Here is a 19595-nt window from a genome sequence, read left to right as displayed (position 1 = left end):
TGCGGATTTTCATTGAGGAGAATACACTGATGTCACGTGCGGCTTTTAGCTGGGAAGACCCGTTTCTGTTGGATGAACAGTTGACCGAAGAAGAGCGTATGATCCGCGACTCGGCCAAGGCTTTTGCAACGGACGTTCTGCTGCCACGCGTTGAAAAGGCTTATCTGGATGAGACGACCGATCCGGAACTGTTCCGCCTGATGGGGCAGGCCGGTCTCTTGGGCGTGACGCTTCCCGAAGAATATGGCGCGGCCAATGCGGGCTATGTTGCCTACGGTTTGGTGGCGCGTGAAGTCGAGCGCGTCGATTCCGGTTATCGTTCGATGATGAGCGTGCAGTCGTCGCTCGTGATGTATCCGATCTACGCCTATGGCTCCGACGAACAGCGCAAGAAATATCTTCCGGGCCTTGTTTCCGGCGAATTGATCGGCTGCTTCGGCCTGACCGAGCCCGATGCTGGCTCCGATCCGGCAGGCATGAAGACCCGCGCCGAAAAGATCGACGGCGGCTATCGTCTCAGCGGCTCCAAGATGTGGATTTCGAATTCGCCAATCGCCGATGTGTTCGTCGTCTGGGCAAAGTCAGCCGCGCACGACAACGCCATTCGCGGCTTCATTCTCGAAAAGGGCATGAAGGGTCTTTCCGCGCCGAAGATCGGCGGCAAACTTTCGCTGCGCGCATCGATCACGGGCGAAATCGTCATGGATGGCGTCGAGGTTTCGGAAGATGCACTTCTGCCGAACGTCTCCGGCCTCAAGGGCCCGTTCGGCTGCCTCAATCGCGCCCGTTACGGCATTTCCTGGGGTGTGCTCGGCGCTGCCGAAGATTGCTGGTTCCGTGCCCGTCAGTATGGCCTTGACCGCAAGCAGTTCGACAAGCCGCTGGCCGGTACGCAGCTTTACCAGAAGAAGCTCGCCGACATGCAGACCGAAATCGCTCTGGGGCTTCAGGCTTCGCTTCGTGTCGGTCGTCTGTTCGATGACGGCAAAATGGCACCGGAGATGATTTCCATCGTCAAGCGCAACAATTGCGGCAAGGCGCTCGATATTGCCCGTCAGGCGCGCGATATGCACGGCGGTAACGGCATCCAGATCGAGTATCACGTCATGCGCCACGCGCAGAATCTGGAAACGGTGAACACCTATGAAGGTACGCATGACGTTCATGCGCTGATCCTGGGCCGTGCCCAGACCGGCATTCAGGCTTTCTTCTGATCGCTGTATCGCCAAGCCTTCCATTCGGGCCCGCTCGCAGTTCGCGGGCGGGCCTCTTTATTTTTATACAGGATTGCTGAAAATGCAGAACATGCCGCTTGACGGTCTCAAGGTGGTAGAACTGGCGCGCATTCTTGCCGGGCCATGGGTAGGGCAGACGCTCTCCGATCTTGGAGCCGATGTCATCAAGGTGGAAAGCCCTGAAGGTGACGATACGCGCAAATGGGGCCCGCCATTCATTGATGTGGAAGGTGAGCGATCCGCCGCCTATTTCCATGCCTGCAATCGTGGCAAGCGCTCGATTACGGCGGATTTTCGCACCGACGAGGGCCGGGAGCTGGTACGCCAGCTTGTGGCTGACGCCGATGTGGTCATCGAGAATTTCAAGCTGGGCGGTCTCGACAAATATGGCCTCGACTATGAGAGCCTGAAGGCCATCAATCCACGCCTGATCTATTGCTCGATCACCGGTTTCGGCCATACCGGGCCATATGCGGAGCGCGCAGGCTATGATTTCATGATTCAGGGCATGGGCGGCATCATGGATCTCACCGGCGATCCTGAAGGCGAGCCGCAGAAGATCGGCGTGGCTTTTGCGGATATCTTCACCGGGCTTTACAGCGTGATCGCGATCCAGTCCGCGCTCATCATGCGCGAGCGCACCGGCACCGGCCAGCACATCGATATGGCACTTTTCGACTGCATGTCTGCGGTCCTTGCCAATCAGGCCATGAATTTTCTGGCGTCAGGCGTATCGCCGAAGCGCATGGGCAATGCGCATCCCAATATCGCGCCATATCAGACGCTCCCCGTTTCCGACGGCTATTTCATCATCGCCTGCGGCAATGACGGACAGTTTGGGAAGCTAACCTCGTTGCTTGGCATTGGTGACATCGCCGCTAACGAGCGTTTCGTCAGCAATTCGGCGCGCGTGGCCAATCGAGCTGCCCTGACGGCACTTCTGGAAGAAAAGACTAAGGCGTGGAAGCGTGACGATCTTCTGGCCGAACTTGCCAGAATCGGCGTGCCCGCCGGACCGATCAATACGGTGGCCGATGTGTTTGCAGACCCGCAATTCGAGGCGAGAGCGATGAAAATCGACCCGCAAGGGGTTCCAGGCCTACGGACGCCTATTCGCTTCTCCGATGCCGAACTGAAGCTCGACAAGCGTTCGCCGAAGCTTGGAGAACATAGCAATGCGATCCGTTCGGAAATCGGCAAAAACTGATCGGGAATAGTGTCATCAACCAGACGCGCTCTTCATCGAAGGGCGCGTTTTTGTTTGTAATGCAACGATGAAAAGTGAAAGTCTCTAATCAAGAAACAACCTTAACCCCTTGCGGGGAAAGCATTTTAAATTGTTCTTGAGAGAAGATGGTGCGGTCGAGAAGACTCGAACTTCCACGGGTTGCCCCACAGCGACCTCAACGCTGCGCGTCTACCAATTCCGCCACGACCGCCCGTGGTAGGAGCCGAACTCCGTCGGCGAGTGGGCATTTAGCAAATCACTTTGGGGTGCACAAGCCCCATCTGCATCTTCCGGCAATCTTTTTGAAAAAGAATGTGAAAAAGCTGGCGCTCAATCATCGATGACATGGTCAAAACCGCGATTTTCCGGGCTTTTTCAAAGACTTCCACAAATCGAAAAAAATTCCGAAAAACGTCATCGAGCGAGAGCGTTGCGAGGGAAGAGAGCACTGTGAGGGGCAATAAAGCGCTAATCCGACGAATCCGATTCATTCGGATTCGCTTCCAACGACAAAAAAATCAGCCGGCGATGCCTTGCAGGCGCTTGATATCCTCAAGGCGCTTCAATGTTTCTGCGTAACCAGCATCGATTGCCTCGGATGCGCGATGGAAATCGGCAAGCCCGATCTGTCCCACAATCGGCATGAGCGTAACATCCGGCGGATCGCCAGCCATGCGGGCGCGCGAGATTCGGTCCTGGATGATGTTGAAGGCTTCCATCATCACACCGGTAATGCCGAGGCGTGCTTCTTTCTCCCCATGAATCGCGTCCGCAAGCCCTTCCTGGCGCGTTTGCGCATGTTTGATGACCGCAGCGCGACCATACTGGTCGTAATGCAGGTTCACGGCCAGAACCAGGCGTTGCTCATAAGCACGGCACACGGATACGGGGACGGGATTGACGAGTGCGCCATCGACCAGAACACGCTCCTGCCAGCGCACAGGCTCGAAAACGCCGGGCAGGGCATAGGAGGCGCGCATGGCATCGATAAGCGGGCCGGAAGACAGCCAGATTTCATGACCGGTGCGCAATTCCGTGCAGATGGCAACGAAGGGGCGATCCAGTTCCTCGATGCGCAGTCCGTCCAGATGTTCGCGCAAGCGGCCATCGAGCTTCATGCCGCCGAACAGCCCGCTGCCTCGAAACGTAATGTCGAGAAGGTTGAACATGCGTCGCCGGGTGAGACTGCGGGCGAACTCTTCCAGTTCATCGAGCTTTCCGGCCAGATAACAGCCGCCCACGAGCGCGCCGATCGAAGTCCCGGCAATCATCTCGATATCGATATTGGCTTCGTCCAGCGCACGCAGAACGCCGATATGTGCCCAACCGCGCGCAGCTCCACCACCCAGCGCCAGTGCTATCCGGCGCGGCTCACGCTTGATTTCAGGCTTTTCGATGATTTCTTCTGTCGGCGGCGCGAGGTCGTTATTCGCAGCCTTCCGCCTCTGCCCCCATGCAAGCATCACGATGGAAACCTCTTCGTCTCGACTTGGAGCATTTCCTGCAAAAGGCGAAGCGGTTTGCGTCAGGAAATGCGTAGAACAAATAGCTAAAGCGATTCCGACAGTTCCGTTTGACAGGAACCGCTTCAGATTAGCGAAACATAGTATCCAAAGAATAAATGCTGCAAATTGATGGCGCGACTCTTATTCACGCCATCACATCCTTTTGACCGCAGTTAATGCTCGTGATCGCAGGCCGTTTCCATCGTTAATGATGTTTTTCCGTCGTCCGACAATACCTGCCGATAAAAGCAGGAGCGGCGACCGGTATGACAGGTCGGCCCATCGCCTGCGACACGCACTTTCAGCCAAAGCGCATCCTGATCGCAATCCGTGCGCAACTCGACAACACTTTGCAGATTGCCCGACGTCTCGCCCTTCTTCCAGAGCGTGGACCGCGAGCGTGACCAGTAATGCGCAATTCCCGTTTCGAGGGTAAGGCGCAGCGCTTCCTCGTTCATATGGGCAACCATCAGCAATTCGCCGTCACGCGCATCAGTGACGACGGCGGTGATGAGACCCGATGCATCGAAGCGCGGCATGAATGCCGCGCCTTCTTCAATGGCCTTCTTGTCGGAAGGCTGTGCCGGAAAGAAGCTCATTGTCTGCCGTTTATCTGCGGGTCAGGGTCATGAAGCGAACCTGCTCCTCCGCATTCACCTGCATTTCGCCGGTAAACGTGGTGGTGATAGTCGTCGAACCCTGCTTACGAATACCGCGCATGGCCATGCACATATGTTCGGCCTCGATCATGACGGCGACGCCACGTGGCTTCAAAATGCGCTGGATGCTGTCGGCGATTTGCGCGGTGATGCTTTCCTGCGTCTGCAGGCGGCGCGCAAAAATATCCACGACGCGGGCAATCTTGGAAAGGCCCACCACTTTGTGATCAGGCAGATAGGCAACATGCGCCTTGCCAATGATCGGCACCATATGGTGCTCGCAATGCGAATGGAACGAAATGTCTTTCACCAGGACGAGATCATTATAGCCGCCGACTTCCTCGAACACCGTGCCGAGGACTTCTTCCGGGCTTTCCGTATAGCCTGCGAACAGTTCCTTATAGGCCTTGGCGACGCGCTTCGGCGTTTCCAGAAGACCTTCACGCTCCGGGTCGTCTCCGGCCCAAAGCAAAAGCGTGCGTACGGCTGCTTCTGCATCGGCCTGCGTCGGCTTGCCATGCAAAAGAGTTACATCTGCCTGCTTGTTCGGCAGGCCGGATTCGTCATCTTCTTTGAGGATGCGAGCGTCCATCAGTATTCTCCAGTAGTCTCCTTCAAGGAGGAGACGAGTTAAACGGACAATACAACGATGCGCTTTGCGAGCGGGCGATGTATTGATCCGGCGCTTAAGGTCACCGGACAGGTTTTCGTGCGACTGCCCCCGGGTCTGTGCTAATGTTACCCATGGCGCAGACGCTACCTGCCTATTATATAGACATTAAATTGCAACTTCAAACCGCAGCCGGGCGACAAAATTATGTTTTTCTCCGGCAGAGCGGAAGGTTCGCCGCCATGATCGATGATATTTATAACAAACGTATCCTGGAATTCGCCGGAAACATGGAGCGTCTGGGACGCCTTCCAGAGCCCGACGCAGTCGCCAAGGTGCACTCCAAGCTGTGCGGATCGACCGTTACCGTCTATCTGAAAATGACCGATGGCATCGTGACAGATTTCACGCATGAGGTGAAAGCCTGCGCGCTCGGACAGGCATCCTCCTCCGTGATGGCGCGCAATATCATCGGCGCTTCGGCGGATGAGCTGAAAGCCGTCCGCGATGAAATGTACAAGATGCTGAAGGAAGAGGGCCCGGCGCCGGAAGGGCGTTTCGCCGACCTGAAATATTTCGAGCCCGTCCGCGAATACAGGGCGCGGCATGCTTCCACGCTGCTTACTTTCGACGCGGTGGTCGATTGCATCCGGCAGATCGAGGAAAAGGCCAAAGCTGCCTGATGTGTGCCTGTAGTGAGAACCAAAAAGGCGAGGGCGCACCGAAACGCTATAGCCGCAATTTCACCGATCCCTGGCGCAAGACGCCGGGCAGGCTGATCGGTACGACATTCGTACGATTCTATCAGGTGACATTGTCATCCCTTATCGGCAATTCCTGCCGACATCTGCCCACCTGTTCCGAATATACTTATGAAGCGATTGCCCGCCACGGACTGTGGAGCGGCGGCTGGATGGGGCTTTTCCGCGTCATGCGTTGCGGACCCTTCGGTACCCACGGTTTCGATCCGGTGCCTCGGACACTCTCCGGCGATCTCAAATGGTATCTGCCCTGGCGATATTGGCGGTGTTCATCGCCCAGCCGTAAATTCTGACAGTTTTTTGTTAGCTGATTATAATTCATTAACGATATCAACGTTTCATTGAGAATTGGAATTTAAGGCAGTGCTGTGGTCTTTTTCGGGCCGCAATTTGCCTGCATGTCCCTCGGCGTCCTTATTCCTGTGAGCTGTTATGCTGAAATCATCGTCCCGCCTTTCTCGTCTCATTGCATCCTTAGCGCTCAGTGCGAGTGTGCTTTGTACGTCGGCGGCGATGGCGAACACGTCCTGGGTTGTCTTCGATGCTGATAGCGGGCGAATCCTTGGACAGGACGATGCCAATGTGCAGCGTGCACCTGCTTCGCTCGCCAAGATGATGACGCTTTATCTCGCCTTTGAAGGTCTCAAGACAGGCACATTGCATTGGGACGATGCAATGCCTGTGTCGAAAAATGCGTCTGCGAAAGTTCGCATGAAGCTCTGGCTGAAGCCCGGGGAAACGATCACAGTCCGCGATGCGATCAATGGCATGATTATCGTGTCAGCCAATGACGCAGCGACGGTAATGGGCGAGTATATAGCCGGATCGGAAGCGGCATTTGGCCGGTTGATGACGCAGCGTGCGCGCCAGATTGGCATGAAGAGCACTTTCTTTGTCAATCCATCAGGGCTGACGGCAAAGTCAACACAGCTTACGACTGCGCGTGACATGGCGGTTCTCGGTATGTCACTCCGCCGGGATTTTCCGGATCAATATGCACTGTTTTCGCAACGCTCCTTCACCTTCCGTGACCGGGTTCGCAACGGCCACAACAATCTGATGTACCGCTATGGCGGCGTTGACGGCATCAAGACGGGCTATACGGATGTATCCGGTTATAACCTCGTTTCATCTGCCATCATCAACGACAAGCATCTCGTCGGCGTTGTGCTGGGTGCCGGATCGGCGCGGCAGCGCGACGACCAGATGGCGAAGCTACTGACGCGCTTCGGTACTGAAGGTGCCGATGCCAAGGGGCAGCTCGTTGCAATGGCAAAACCGCAGCCGGTCGCTCCGGCTCAGCCAAAGGCTGATGCAGTCGCCGACCTGATCGACGATTCCCGTATCGAGCAGGGCGATGGCGGCTTCCTGATTGCTTCTGCCGCCGCCGGTGCATCGGCCTGGACGATCCAGCTTGGCGCTCCTCCGACACTTGCCGGTGCCAAGGAGCTGCTGGCCAAATACCGTCCCGCAGTCGACAAGGTCGCGCCGGGACTGAAGGCTGAAATTTCGCCTGCCGAAAAGCGCCGCAAGGTTTATCGCGCGCGTTTTTCCGGTTTCAAGGATTCGGCATCCGCCGAGAAGGCGTGTACGCAGTTGAAACAACAGAAGATCGACTGCCTTCCAATCCGGAACTGATTGTTTCCCTCCCGACAGGCGGGCAACCTGACGCTGTCAGCTTGTCGCGCTTTACTGGTTGGACAAAAGGGATTAGAAGCCAATCTTCATTTTTCATACGCATGAACCCACCCGCAATCGTTGGCGGGACTGGATAAGGATGAATAGAATGTCGAATACCGTTTCCATGCAATTTCCCGATGGCTCTGTGCGTGAATACGATGCGTCGATGACCGGCGCGGGCCTCGCGGAATCGATTTCCAAATCTCTTGCCAAAAAAGCTGTTGCCTATGCCGTCGATGGCACCGTGCGCGATCTCTCCGATCCTCTCGGCGCTTCCGGCAAGATTGAGATTTTAACCCGCGAAGACCCGCGCGCGCTCGAACTCATTCGTCACGATACGGCGCACGTACTGGCAGAAGCCGTGCAGGAGCTCTTTCCGGGCACGCAGGTTACCATTGGTCCTGTCATCGAAAACGGCTTCTACTACGACTTTGCGCGCAATGAACCATTCACGCCCGACGATCTGCCTGTGATCGAAAAGAAGATGCGCGAGATCATCCAGCGCAACAAGCCTTTCACCAAGGAAATCTGGTCGCGCGAAAAGGCCAAGCAGGTATTTGCCGACAAGGGCGAAGCCTACAAGGTCGAGCTGGTGGATGCCATTCCAGCCGGGCAGGACCTCAAGATTTACTCTCAGGGTGAATGGTTCGATCTCTGCCGCGGCCCGCACATGGCGTCAACCGGTCAGATTGGTAATTCCTTCAAGCTGATGAAGGTTGCCGGAGCCTATTGGCGCGGTGATTCCAACAATCCGATGCTGACCCGCATCTACGGCACTGCCTTTGCCAACGACAACGATCTTCAGGCCTATCTCCATATGCTTGAAGAGGCTGAAAAGCGCGATCACCGTCGTCTCGGCCGTGAAATGGACCTGTTCCATTTCCAGGAAGAAGGACCGGGCGTCGTCTTCTGGCACGCCAAGGGCTGGAAAATGTTCCAGAATCTGGTGAGCTATATGCGTCGCCGCCTCGACAGCCACGGCTATCAGGAAGTCAACGCGCCGCAGGTACTCGACAAGTCGCTTTGGGAAACCTCGGGGCACTGGGGCTGGTATCGCGACAATATGTTCAAGGTGACTGTCGCCGGTGATGAAACCGACGATGATCGCGTGTTTGCGCTGAAGCCGATGAACTGCCCCGGCCACGTGATGATCTTCAAGCATGGCCTCAAGTCCTACCGCGATTTGCCGATCAAGCTTGCTGAATTCGGCAATGTGCATCGCTATGAGCCGTCCGGAGCATTGCATGGTCTGATGCGCGTGCGCGGTTTTACGCAGGACGATGCGCACATCTTCTGCACCGAAGAGCAGATGGCTGCGGAATGCCTTCGTATCAACGACCTGATCCTGTCGGTCTACAAGGATTTCGGTTTCGAAGAGATCACCATCAAGCTATCGACCCGTCCTGACAAGCGCGTCGGTTCGGATGAACTTTGGGATCGTGCCGAAAGCGTGATGATGTCGGTGCTGGAAAAGATTCAGCAGCAGTCCAACAACATCAAGACCGGTATTTTGCCGGGCGAGGGCGCCTTCTACGGTCCGAAATTCGAATATACGCTGAAGGATGCCATCGGCCGTGAATGGCAGTGCGGCACCACGCAGGTGGACTTCAATCTGCCGGAACGCTTTGGCGCCTTCTATATCGACAAGGATTCGGAAAAGCGCCAGCCGGTGATGATCCACCGCGCGATCTGCGGCTCGATGGAACGCTTCCTCGGCATCCTGATCGAGAACTTCGCCGGTCACATGCCGTTGTGGTTTGCGCCGGTGCAGGTTGTCGTTGCCACGATCACTTCGGACGCCGACGAATATGCGGCGCAGGCGGCAGCCAAGCTGAAAGCGGCCGGGTTACAGGTCACAACCGATCTGCGCAACGAGAAGATCAACTACAAGGTCCGTGAACATTCGTTGCAGAAAGTTCCGGTGATCCTCGTCTGCGGAAAGCGCGAAGCCGAAGAAAATACGGTCAATATGCGCCGTCTCGGTTCGCGGGATCAGGAATCCATGACGCTCGATGAAGCCATCGCACGGCTGGTGGACGAGGCGACCCCGCCCGATCTGCTCCGGCTCAAGAATGGTGGCTAACAATAAAAAGGCCGCGCATTGCGCGGCCTTTTGCTTTTGCAGATAGCTTAAACTCAATCCATGCTGTCTTGAACGGACTCGGATTCGCCATTGGCGACGACTTCGACTTCCTCGTTCTTGCCGGATGAAACTTTGAAATCCCGCTGATAGATGCGGTCCTTGTTCTTCGCGACGGCGACATAATCACCTTCGATAAGGACCATCGACGAATAAGCGCCAGCACTTTCACGCACCACATCGCCGGAAGCGTTGAGGATAGACCACGACGTATCGGCAAGCGCTTCGCCGCCACGCTCACGCACAAGTTTCAATGTCACTTCTGCGGCGCGGTGCTGAACGGTCGCCTCAGTCAGCTTTCCGGCTTCCACGCGAATATCGGCACGAATGATGGCGTTGGCTGAACCGTAGTTGGAAACAACATGATAGGTGCCACTATTGAGGCGAATGATCGTACTCGGCTTGACGTCGGGCACGATCAGCGAACGGTCATTATTGTCTTCGTCGGCATAGATAGAGAAACGCAGGAGGTCGTCGTTGATCTTGCCACCATCCGGCAGAATGGCGCTCAGCTTCATTCCACCCGCATCGAGCATCATCACTTCATGGCGGGTCGCATTGCTAACTGTGATCCGCTTGGTAGCGCCCGCACGCCCGTAGGCGACATGCACCAGATAGCTACCCTCGGGCAGGTTGAAAATAGCACTACCACCCTTTGCGCTGGCGATGAGTGGCAACTGACCGTCAGGCCCGACATCGGGCGAGAATACACGCCAGACAAGCCCTGTAGGGATGTCGCTGCCGTTTTCATTCAGTCGCGCCTTGAGATCAAGTTCGCGTGTCTGAACGAGCGGGTTGTTCTCTGGGCTGGAGGGGGAGGCATAAGTGTTCAGCGTAGGGAGATCGAGCGTCGGCTGCGGCAAGTCCGGCAAGCCGGTCGTCGTGCTTTGCAGCAGCGGAATGTTCGTCTGCGGATCAAGCCCCTGAGCTACCGACGGCATCGCACTTACGGAAAGCGCAATCGCCGTAAAAAGCGATCCGCCTTGCAAGGCAATTTTTCTCTTTGGGTAAAACAGGTTCAAGCGATCCGACATACTGTATTTTTGATCCCATGCGGGTGGCGAATTCAAGGCCAAATCGATACGACCGCCCGCATTTTTCCAACTTCTGTTGATTAATCGTTTTCAGAGTTTTGACTTTACAGTTCGGATGCGACAAGCGAGAAGAAGCAGCTCCCGAAAAAGTGGAGCAATATAAGCAGCATTTTAGAGCGCATACCGAAAAGTGTGAAACGGTTTTCAGTACAGGAAGCGCGTAAAAACAAATGAATCAAGCATTTCCAATGATTCAGGCGAATGGGAAATGCTCTAATAACGAGGTTACCCGTGACCCATCCGGTGTTCGATTTTCTGGCGCAGCGCAGTTCTACCCCGATTTCAGCTATTTCCGGGCCAGCCCCTGAGGGCGAGGAACTTGCAGCTCTACTGAAAGTTGCAGCGCGTGTGCCTGACCATGGACGCCTGACACCCTGGCGCTTCATCCTTTATCGCGGCGACGCACGACTCAAAGTCGGAGAATATCTGGCCCGGCGTGCCGAAGAAATCGAAGGCCCTATGCCTGAAGGACGCAAGGAAAAAGAGCTGACACGCTTTTCGCGCGCACCGCTGGTCGTCGGCGTTGTGTCATCGCCAGTCACACATGAACGCATCCCGGAATGGGAGCAATTCCTTTCCGCCGGAGCCGTAGCGATGAACCTTTGCACGGCTGCCAACGCGCTTGGATATGCCAGCAACTGGATTACCAACTGGTACTCCGACGATGCGACCGCCCGTGCCTTTCTTGGGCTGGCTCCCAATGAGCGCGTAGCCGGGTTTGTCCATATCGGAACGGCAGAAAACAAGATGCCAGAACGCCCGAGAGCCAATATGGATAATATCGTGACGGAATATTCGGGGCCTTGGGTTCAAGCTTAGGGATGACTGCAACAACGTTTGCTAATTAACGGAAAAACATATGTTTTACGAACCGAGGGAAGGGCACCCGCTGCCCCACAATCCGTTCAAGGCAATCGTCGCACCACGGCCCATTGGCTGGATCGGAACTCGATCGAAGGATGGCGCAATCAATCTCGCGCCTTATTCCTTCTTCAACGCGATCTGCGACACACCGCCTATGGTCATGTTTTCATCAAGCGGCGAGAAGGACAGCGTTTCATTCATCGAAGAAACCGGCGAGTTCACTGCAAATCTCGTGAGTGATCATTTGAAAACGCAGATGAATGCATCATCTATCAACGCGCCTCGTGGGATCAGCGAGTTCGAATATGCCGGGCTTACGAAAGCACCGAGCAGGCTCATTGCAGCTCCGCGGGTCAAGGAAGCCTATGCCGCTCTTGAATGTGTTGCGGTAGAAGTCAAGCGGCTGCGGGACAAAGAGAGTAGGCTGACCGACAATTATATGGTGATTGGCGAGGTCGTCGGTGTTCATATCGACGAGCAGGTGCTGACCGACGGTCTTGTCGACATCTCGAAAGCCAGGCCTGTCAGCCGGCTTGGTTATATGGATTTTGGCACAACGGAAAGCGTCTACCAGATGTTCCGGCCGAAATGGGAAGATGAGAAATAAAGGCTGATAAAGCATTTCCAGCAAAAGCGTGAAACGGATTTGCGTTCGGAAATGCTTAAAAAAATAGGTCGAGAGGTTCTGACTATTCTATCAAAGCGGGAACCGCTCTAACTACAGCCCTTTTTTCTTGGCTTGGCCCCAGATTGCTTCCATCTCATCAAGGGTCGCGGCATCCAGGTCGCTTCCGGTTTCACCGAGCGTCCTTTCAATGAAATGAAAACGCCGCTTGAACTTCTCATTGGCGGCGACGAGCGCGGTTTCCGCGTCGATTTCGAGATGACGGCCCAGATTGACCATGGCAAACAGCAGGTCGCCATATTCCTCTTCTATATCCGCTGGTTCCTGCGCGGCCATTGCTTCTTTCAGCTCTGCGGTTTCCTCCGCAATCTTGTCGAGGATCGGTGCAGCTTCAGACCAGTCAAAGCCGACTTTCGCAGCTTTCTGCTGGAGTTTCAGGGCTCGAAGCAGAGCAGGGAAGGCTTGCGGAATATCATCCAGAAAACCGTTCTTGTCAGTCGCTTCAAGCCCGAGCTTTGCCCGCCGTTCAGCTCGCTCGGCCTTTTCTTCGGCCTTGATGCGGTTCCACGAGCCTTTGGCCATGCCAGCGCTTCTTGCTTCAACATCGCCGAAGACATGCGGATGGCGTCGTATCATCTTGTGCGTGATGGCTTCGACAACATCACCGAATGCAAAGCTGCCTTGTTCTTCAGCCATGCGCGCATGAAACACCACCTGCAACAAAAGATCGCCAAGCTCTTCGCGCAGATCGTCCATATCGTTGCGCTCGATTGCGTCGAGCACTTCATATGTTTCCTCAAGCGTGTAGGGCATGATGGATTGGAAGTTTTGTTCCACATCCCATGGACAGCCGGTTTCAGGATCGCGGAGCGCTGCCATGATTTCCAGCAAGCGATCGATATTGCGCGATGGTTTCATCTTCGCTCCATCAAACTTGGCTAATCCGTGACTGTCAATTCGAGAGAATCGCGCCGGATGGCTTGAAGTCTGTTACTGATTTTGCATAGTCAGCCGGGGATCGCACATCGGGGCGGTATGTTCAACAAGTGGATACATAAACGATGACAATTCTTGTGACTGGCGGCGCTGGCTATATTGGCTCGCACACCTGTGTTCAGCTCATCGAGGCAGGCCACGACGTTGTTGTGGTCGACAATTTTGACAACAGCCACCCGGAAGCCCTGCATCGCATCGAACAGATTACAGGGCGCGCGCCGCGGCGCGAATCCGGTGATATCCGTGATCGCGCCTTTCTGGAGCAAGTGATCAGGCATCACAAATGCACTGCCGTCATTCACTTTGCCGGTCTGAAGGCCGTTGGAGAATCGAGCGAAAAGCCGATGCTCTATTATGATTGCAATGTAGTGGGCACGCTGCGGCTGCTGCAAGCCATGGAAGCAACCGGCGTCAAGACGCTGGTTTTCAGCTCATCGGCCACGGTTTACGGTGATCCGCAGAAATTGCCGATCACCGAGGACCAGCCACTGTCGGCAACGAACCCCTATGGTCGAACGAAGCTCGTCATCGAAGACATGCTTCGCGATCTCTACAATGGCGACAATAGCTGGAAGATCGCTATCCTGCGTTATTTCAATCCGGTTGGCGCACATGAGAGCGGCCTTATCGGCGAAGATCCAAAGGGTATTCCGAACAATCTGATGCCCATCATTGCTCAGGTCGCCACTGGTCGTCGCGAAAAACTGAATGTCTGGGGCAACGACTATCCAACGCCCGATGGCACCGGGATTCGCGACTATATCCATGTGGTGGATCTGGCTGCGGGCCATCTGAAGGCACTCAAGAAACTTGATGAGCCGCAATGCTTCTCGGTCAATCTTGGCACGGGGCAGGGCTATAGCGTTCTCGATGTGGTCAAGGCATTCGAGCATGTTTCGAACCGCGAGATCAAATACGAGATTGCGCCACGCCGTCCGGGCGACGTGGCAGAGTGCTATGCCGATCCTAGTTTTGCCCAGAATTTCCTCGGCTGGTCAGCGGAGAAGAATCTGCGCGAGATGTGTCAGGATATATGGCACTGGCAATCGAAAAACCCCAACGGCTATGAATGACCAGATATGGTCAAAATGACTGACAGTTCCAGGTTGTATCTCGAAACTTTGAGCCATTTCTCGACACCGGGAGGATTGAAACTCCTCCCGAGAGGTTTATGAACGAATACAAGCTTGGCTGCCTTATACCTGAAGTGGGCGCCGCCCTTCGCGATGCCCGCCAGATTGGACGATATGATGCGTTTCCTGCCTGACAAATTCACCAGCATGCTGATCGTGACCATTCTTGTTGCGTCCGTGCTTCCCGTGCGCGGTGACTTTGCAGACTGGTTTGCGCTCGCTACAAAATTCGCCGTCGGGCTGCTGTTCTTTCTGCATGGTGCCAGGCTCTCGCGCGAGGCCGTGGTTGCGGGCATAACGCACTGGAGACTGCATCTGGCAGTATTGTCTTCGACATTCATCCTTTTCCCGATTCTTGGCCTGATGGCAGGCTGGACGGTTCCTGGTTTGTCGCAGTCAGCCTTCTACACCGGTATCCTCTTTCTCTGTGTCCTGCCTTCGACGGTTCAGTCATCCATCGCCTTCACCTCAATTGCAGGCGGCAATGTTTCGGCGGCGATCGTATCGGCTTCCGCGTCGAATATCTTCGGCATGTTCCTCACTCCGCTGCTGGTTGGCCTATTGTTCGCAGTAAAAGGCGGCGGCGGAATATCGATCGACGCGCTGGAATCCATCCTGCTGCAATTGCTTGCTCCGTTTGTGCTTGGGCAGATCCTGCAGCCATTGATCGGCAAGTTCATGCGGCGCCACAGCAAAGCGCTTGGCTTCGTTGACCGAGGCTCGATCCTGATGGTCGTTTATCTGGCTTTCAGCGAAGCGGTGGTTGAAGGTCTGTGGCACACAGTGTCGTGGAACGATCTCGGCATGATGGTCGGCGTAAACATCATTCTGCTCGTCGCTGTGCTGCTCGCCACCTGGTATGGTAGCAAATGGCTCGGTTTCAACCGTCCCGACCGCATCACGATCATGTTCTGCGGATCAAAGAAGAGCCTTGCCAGCGGTGCGCCAATGGCGAGTGCTATTTTCGTCGGCGCGAATGTCGGCAGTATCGTTTTGCCCTTGATGCTTTTTCACCAGATTCAGCTTATGGCCTGTGCTGTGATTGCACGAAAACTGGCGGATCATAAGGGCCACGAAGAACGTATCACCGCTGCTGCGGAGTAGGGCGCTCGGCAGGAATCGCAATGCCCTATTTTTCAGGAAACAGGAATGTCGTCACGAATCGGGCTCCCCATTTGGGACCGTCTGACGGTGCTTCAGCATAATATCGCGCCGACGCACCAATGCTGACCCGTTGTTCTCCAAACCTGAAGACCTTCGATATGCCCGCATTGATTGGTACGGTCCATTGCTCGGAAGTCCAGTCATAGGAGGTTTCCGATGATAAATTCAGTGCTGTCGTATCGGGAAACGTATAGGTGAGAAATGGCTGGATAAAGCTCTGGCTGACAGCATCGCGGTCGCTATGTCCGGCATAGGACCATATATGGTTGGCCAACGCGCCATAGGTCCAGCCGCCATGTTGTTTAAGGACGACACCGGTAGTGCCAACGCCCCATTTCCCTGTGCCAAGCTCACTATTGGTAGCAGTTGGCCACAGGAATACCGGACCGAGGCCCCAGGTTATGCCGTCTACAGACTGGGCAGGTGAAAAGAAAAAGCTCTGTTCCGCGTCGCTCAGTCCAAAACGGTTGTCGAAGCCAGCCGCTGGAGCCTGTTGATAAACGACTGGAACAATCGTGCGGACAATAAGGTTCCAATCCTCGTTTAGCGACAACGGAATAACAGGCTGAATGTTGAGTGTGTATCGGTAGGAGTCCTTGGGGCCCAAGCAACAGTCATAATTGCTCTGAAATGGGACACTGATAAGACTGGAGATGGGATTGGCGAGCTTTTTGGCCAGTTCCTGGTCTGCATCGGCACGCGCATTGCTAACACCAGCCGCAACAGCCACCAAAAATACGAATGGTTTCAAAGTTAAACCGTGCATCTGAGTCCCATGACAACCAAATAATATACGAATATAAAAATCAGAAGATCATTATCACGCTATCATTATTATGGTTATTTTCTATTGAATACTTCAATTATTCACAATTATAAGAATATTATTAGCTTTATCTATTTAAGCATTGAAAGAAATAATCATCTCATGCAGCGCTTGCGAGAACACCTGGATCGGCGTAGGAGAGCGGGCAGGGGTCCAACTCCCGCGATTGCAGGTTTCTGGTCCTCAGATCGAAATATGTTCTAACGAGATTTGCGCAGTTGTTGCGCTGTCTTGGCTCGTTCATCTGTGCAAGACAGGAAAGGCAGAAATCAATGGCTGAAGATGATAGCCAGGCTTTTGATCAGGAAGCTCTTGCAGAAGCCTATAACCGCGCGCTCGCGCTGGAAAAGGCCGGTGATTTCGATGCCGCTGCCAAGGCCTATGAAGATGTTTTGCGGATCGATCCCGAGGATCATGGCGGCGCTACTGTGCGGCTCGCAAGCATGGGGCGCGGCGCTGTTCCGCTCAAGGCTCCGGATGCCTATGTGTCGACGCTTTTCGATCAGCATGCAGAAATGTTCGATACGATCCTTGTCGATCAGCTTGGCTACGACGTTCCGCTGCAACTGCGGGAAATGTTCCTCGAGATGAATGACGAGTTTTTCGCAGAACGCATGTTGGATCTGGGCTGCGGCACCGGTCTGTCTGCTGACGCACTCGATGATATGGCCGGGCATAAAACCGGAGTCGATATTTCTGAGAACATGATCGAAGTCGCTTACGAGAAAGGCGACTATCAGGCGCTGTTTGTCGGAGAAGCCGTACGTTTTCTCGAAACCACCGGCGAACCACAATGGGATCTGATCGTCGCCACCGATGTTCTGCCTTATATGGGCGAACTGGACAAATTCTTCACCGGCGTTGCTGCGCATCTGTCATCAGGCGGACATTTCGGATTTTCCAGCGAGACGCTCGATGATGCAAGACTTGCGGGTCGTGCATTCATGGTCGGCGACTATCAGCGTTTTGCCCACGCACAGTCCTATGTGCGGGCAATGCTCGACAACCACGGAATGGATTGCTTACGTTGCGACGATATTGTCGTGCGTAGCGAACAAGGATCGCCAGTTCCAGGACATCTCTATGTCGCTCGGCGTAAATGATAATCCGAACTCCAATTGAGTGCGCAAGAAGCGTGGTTCACGACGACAGTTTGACAACTATCCCAATGTTCTCCTGTGTGGCCGACATCTGAAAGTTCCATAATCTATCTTATGCAACCCACACAAGCCCTTGAACCTTAGCTGCTCATGTTGCGCCCTTCATGCTGATCGGACATGCAGCAACTCGTCCCACGTCTTTGATTTCAATCATTTCGAAGAATCGCATGACGTGGGAAATACGATCCGCATCACAGCCAACTGTCTTGGCATCTAAGACCAAAGCATGCGTGTACTGGTGGTCCATATGCGCTATTACCCGGACGGCGCTGTAATTCGCAAATGGTCGGCAGCAGCATCTTGCTTTCGAGACGGCAAGCGCCATCTCCGGCTCAACGCCGGATGGGAAAAAAGGTAGACTTAAAGATGTTGGAAGCACGTATCAGAAACACTTCGCTTCGCGATAAGATCATAACCGCAGAACAGGCCGCAAGCCTTATCAAAGACGGTATGATTGTTGGTATGAGCGGATTCACCCGCGCCGGTGACGCCAAGGCTGTGCCAATCGCCATGGCCGCCCGTGCCGCAACAGATCCCTTCAAGATCACGCTGATTACCGGCGCATCGCTCGGTCACGACGTCGACAAAATTCTCACCGAAGCACACGTACTCGCGCGACGCATGCCATTTCAGGTTGACCGAACCCTGCGTTCCGCAATCAATCGCGGCGAGGTGATGTTCATCGACCAGCATCTTTCCGAAACTGTCGAACAATTGCGTTCGAACCAGATCGGCCCTATCGACTATGCAGTCGTTGAGGCCCTGGCGATTACCGAAAGCGGCGGGATCATTCCCACGACATCCATCGGCAATTCGGCAAGCTTTGCCATTCTGGCCGACAAGGTCATCGTTGAAGTGAACCTCAACCAGCCTATGGCGCTTGAAGGCTTGCACGATATCTATATTCCAACGAAGCGCCCTTCCCGCGACCCCATACCGGTTACGGCATGCGACAGCCGTGTCGGCCTGCCCTATATTCCGATCCCGCCGGAAAAAATCGCAGGCATTGTCATCACGCAGGAGAACGACAGCGCATCGACCGTAGAGCCTGCCGACGGCGAAACGATTGCCATCGCGAGCCATCTGATCGAGTTTCTGATGCATGAAGTGGCAACCGGGCGTCTTGACCTGACGCTCAATCCTCTACAGGCTGGCATCGGAACCATTGCCAATGCCGTGTTGAATGGTTTCGCCGATAGCCCGTTCCACAATCTGCGCATGTATAGCGAAGTGCTGCAGGACAGCACCTTCGACCTCTTCGATGCCGGAAAACTCGATTTTGCATCGGGATCATCGATCACGCTCAGCCCGGCCTGCGGAGAACGGGTCTTCAACAATATCGACCGTTACCGCGATAAACTCATTCTGCGCCCGCAGGAAATCAGCAACCATCCCGAAGTCATCCGCCGTCTCGGCATTATCGGCATAAACACCGCGTTGGAATTCGACATTTATGGCAATGTGAACTCCACGCATGTCGACGGCACACATATGATGAACGGGATCGGCGGTTCCGGCGATTTTGCCCGCAACGCATTCATCTCGATCTTCGTCACCAAATCCGAAGCCAAAAGCGGCGCGATATCATCCGTCGTACCCATGGTTACGCATGTCGATCACACCGAGCACGATGTGGATATTCTGGTAACCGAACAGGGTCTCGCCGACTTGCGTGGTCTTGCTCCGCGCGAGCGCGCGCGTGCCATCATTGATAATTGCGCACACCCCGATTACCGCGACCAGCTCAGCGATTACTTCGACCGGGCGTGCGCACGCGGGGGGCATACGCCTCACCTGATCGAAGAAGTCTTTAGCTGGCATCAGCGTCGTCGCGAGACGGGCAGCATGCGGAGCTGAATACCGGAACTATCCGGTGCCATTCGGTGCTCGTTTGGTTTAAGTTCTTGCTTATAAA

Annotated in this window: 19 protein-coding genes and 1 tRNA gene; 12 read left to right on the top strand and 8 right to left on the bottom strand. The window is 54.9% G+C overall.

Annotated elements, in window-relative coordinates:
* Positions 1–29 precede the first annotated feature (29 nt).
* Positions 30–1214 carry an acyl-CoA dehydrogenase gene (locus tag ACYSN1_RS01145; RefSeq protein WP_461724063.1) on the top strand — a complete coding sequence of 395 codons (1185 nt, stop codon included), beginning with the start codon at positions 30–32 and terminating at the stop codon, positions 1212–1214.
* Between the two features lie 82 nt (positions 1215–1296).
* Positions 1297–2442 (top strand): CaiB/BaiF CoA transferase family protein, encoded by a 1146-nt coding sequence (locus ACYSN1_RS01140; RefSeq protein WP_461724062.1) that lies wholly within the window; start codon positions 1297–1299, stop codon positions 2440–2442.
* Between the two features lie 147 nt (positions 2443–2589).
* Here the strand turns inward: ACYSN1_RS01140 and ACYSN1_RS01135 are convergent.
* From ACYSN1_RS01135 to folE, 5 genes are all read right to left on the bottom strand, one after another.
* Positions 2590–2674: transfer RNA gene (locus ACYSN1_RS01135), tRNA-Leu, on the bottom strand.
* Positions 2675–2711: 37 nt separating this feature from the next.
* Entirely contained in the window at positions 2712–2954 is a 243-nt protein-coding gene (locus ACYSN1_RS01130; RefSeq protein WP_461724061.1) for a hypothetical protein, read from the bottom strand.
* Positions 2955–2981: 27 nt separating this feature from the next.
* Positions 2982–3929 carry a patatin-like phospholipase family protein gene (locus ACYSN1_RS01125; protein WP_461724060.1) on the bottom strand — a complete coding sequence of 316 codons (948 nt, stop codon included), beginning with the start codon at positions 3927–3929 and terminating at the stop codon, positions 2982–2984.
* Positions 3930–4141: 212 nt separating this feature from the next.
* Entirely contained in the window at positions 4142–4567 is a 426-nt protein-coding gene (gene hisI, locus ACYSN1_RS01120) for a phosphoribosyl-AMP cyclohydrolase (RefSeq protein WP_461724059.1), read from the bottom strand.
* 10 nt (positions 4568–4577) lie between these two features.
* Entirely contained in the window at positions 4578–5219 is a 642-nt protein-coding gene (gene folE, locus ACYSN1_RS01115) for a GTP cyclohydrolase I FolE (RefSeq protein ID WP_006466810.1), read from the bottom strand.
* A 260-nt stretch (positions 5220–5479) separates the two neighbouring features.
* On the opposite strand from folE, the gene ACYSN1_RS01110 reads away from it, so the two are divergent.
* From ACYSN1_RS01110 to thrS, 4 genes are all read left to right on the top strand, one after another.
* Positions 5480–5920, top strand: a complete 441-nt coding sequence (locus ACYSN1_RS01110; protein ID WP_461724058.1) for an iron-sulfur cluster assembly scaffold protein — start codon at positions 5480–5482, stop codon at positions 5918–5920.
* The gene (yidD, locus tag ACYSN1_RS01105; RefSeq protein WP_461724057.1) at positions 5920–6291 is read left to right on the top strand and encodes a membrane protein insertion efficiency factor YidD; all 372 of its coding nucleotides are present in this window, start codon (positions 5920–5922) and stop codon (positions 6289–6291) included. Before ACYSN1_RS01110 ends, yidD begins: the two co-directional genes overlap by 1 nt.
* 139 nt (positions 6292–6430) lie before the next feature.
* The gene (locus ACYSN1_RS01100) at positions 6431–7636 is read left to right on the top strand and encodes a serine hydrolase (RefSeq protein ID WP_461724056.1); all 1206 of its coding nucleotides are present in this window, start codon (positions 6431–6433) and stop codon (positions 7634–7636) included.
* Between the two features lie 148 nt (positions 7637–7784).
* Positions 7785–9761 carry a threonine--tRNA ligase gene (gene thrS / locus ACYSN1_RS01095; protein WP_461724055.1) on the top strand — a complete coding sequence of 659 codons (1977 nt, stop codon included), beginning with the start codon at positions 7785–7787 and terminating at the stop codon, positions 9759–9761.
* Between the two features lie 53 nt (positions 9762–9814).
* Here the strand turns inward: thrS and ACYSN1_RS01090 are convergent, their stop codons facing one another.
* A complete protein-coding gene (locus ACYSN1_RS01090) occupies positions 9815–10759 on the bottom strand; it encodes a hypothetical protein (RefSeq protein WP_461725244.1) in 945 nt (314 codons plus the stop codon).
* Positions 10760–11143: 384 nt separating this feature from the next.
* Here ACYSN1_RS01090 and ACYSN1_RS01085 point away from each other — a divergent pair, with 384 nt between their 5' ends.
* Both ACYSN1_RS01085 and ACYSN1_RS01080 read left to right on the top strand, forming a co-directional pair.
* Positions 11144–11731 (top strand): nitroreductase family protein, encoded by a 588-nt coding sequence (locus ACYSN1_RS01085; RefSeq protein WP_461724054.1) that lies wholly within the window; start codon positions 11144–11146, stop codon positions 11729–11731.
* A 40-nt stretch (positions 11732–11771) separates the two neighbouring features.
* The gene (locus ACYSN1_RS01080) at positions 11772–12383 is read left to right on the top strand and encodes a flavin reductase family protein (protein WP_461724053.1); all 612 of its coding nucleotides are present in this window, start codon (positions 11772–11774) and stop codon (positions 12381–12383) included.
* Between the two features lie 111 nt (positions 12384–12494).
* On the opposite strand, the gene mazG is transcribed toward ACYSN1_RS01080, so the two are convergent.
* Positions 12495–13319, bottom strand: coding sequence for a nucleoside triphosphate pyrophosphohydrolase (gene mazG / locus ACYSN1_RS01075; RefSeq protein WP_461724052.1), 825 nt, complete (start codon positions 13317–13319; stop codon positions 12495–12497).
* A 143-nt stretch (positions 13320–13462) separates the two neighbouring features.
* Here mazG and galE point away from each other — a divergent pair, with 143 nt between their 5' ends.
* Both galE and ACYSN1_RS01065 read left to right on the top strand, forming a co-directional pair.
* Positions 13463–14470, top strand: a complete 1008-nt coding sequence (gene galE, locus ACYSN1_RS01070; RefSeq protein WP_140021273.1) for a UDP-glucose 4-epimerase GalE — start codon at positions 13463–13465, stop codon at positions 14468–14470.
* A gap of 177 nt (positions 14471–14647) precedes the next feature.
* Positions 14648–15634 carry a bile acid:sodium symporter family protein gene (locus ACYSN1_RS01065; protein ID WP_461725243.1) on the top strand — a complete coding sequence of 329 codons (987 nt, stop codon included), beginning with the start codon at positions 14648–14650 and terminating at the stop codon, positions 15632–15634.
* 25 nt (positions 15635–15659) lie between these two features.
* Here the strand turns inward: ACYSN1_RS01065 and ACYSN1_RS01060 are convergent, their stop codons facing one another.
* Positions 15660–16460: a hypothetical protein gene (locus ACYSN1_RS01060; protein WP_461724051.1), complete on the bottom strand. Its 801-nt coding sequence runs from the start codon at positions 16458–16460 to the stop codon at positions 15660–15662.
* A gap of 332 nt (positions 16461–16792) precedes the next feature.
* Here ACYSN1_RS01060 and ACYSN1_RS01055 point away from each other — a divergent pair, with 332 nt between their 5' ends.
* Both ACYSN1_RS01055 and ACYSN1_RS01050 read left to right on the top strand, forming a co-directional pair.
* Positions 16793–17623 carry a methyltransferase gene (locus tag ACYSN1_RS01055; RefSeq protein WP_461724050.1) on the top strand — a complete coding sequence of 277 codons (831 nt, stop codon included), beginning with the start codon at positions 16793–16795 and terminating at the stop codon, positions 17621–17623.
* A gap of 423 nt (positions 17624–18046) precedes the next feature.
* The gene (locus ACYSN1_RS01050; RefSeq protein ID WP_461724049.1) at positions 18047–19537 is read left to right on the top strand and encodes an acetyl-CoA hydrolase/transferase family protein; all 1491 of its coding nucleotides are present in this window, start codon (positions 18047–18049) and stop codon (positions 19535–19537) included.
* Positions 19538–19595 lie beyond the last annotated feature (58 nt).

Source organism: Brucella sp. LJL56 (assembly GCF_054871705.1).
This window is presented reverse-complemented; position numbering and strand designations above follow the sequence as displayed.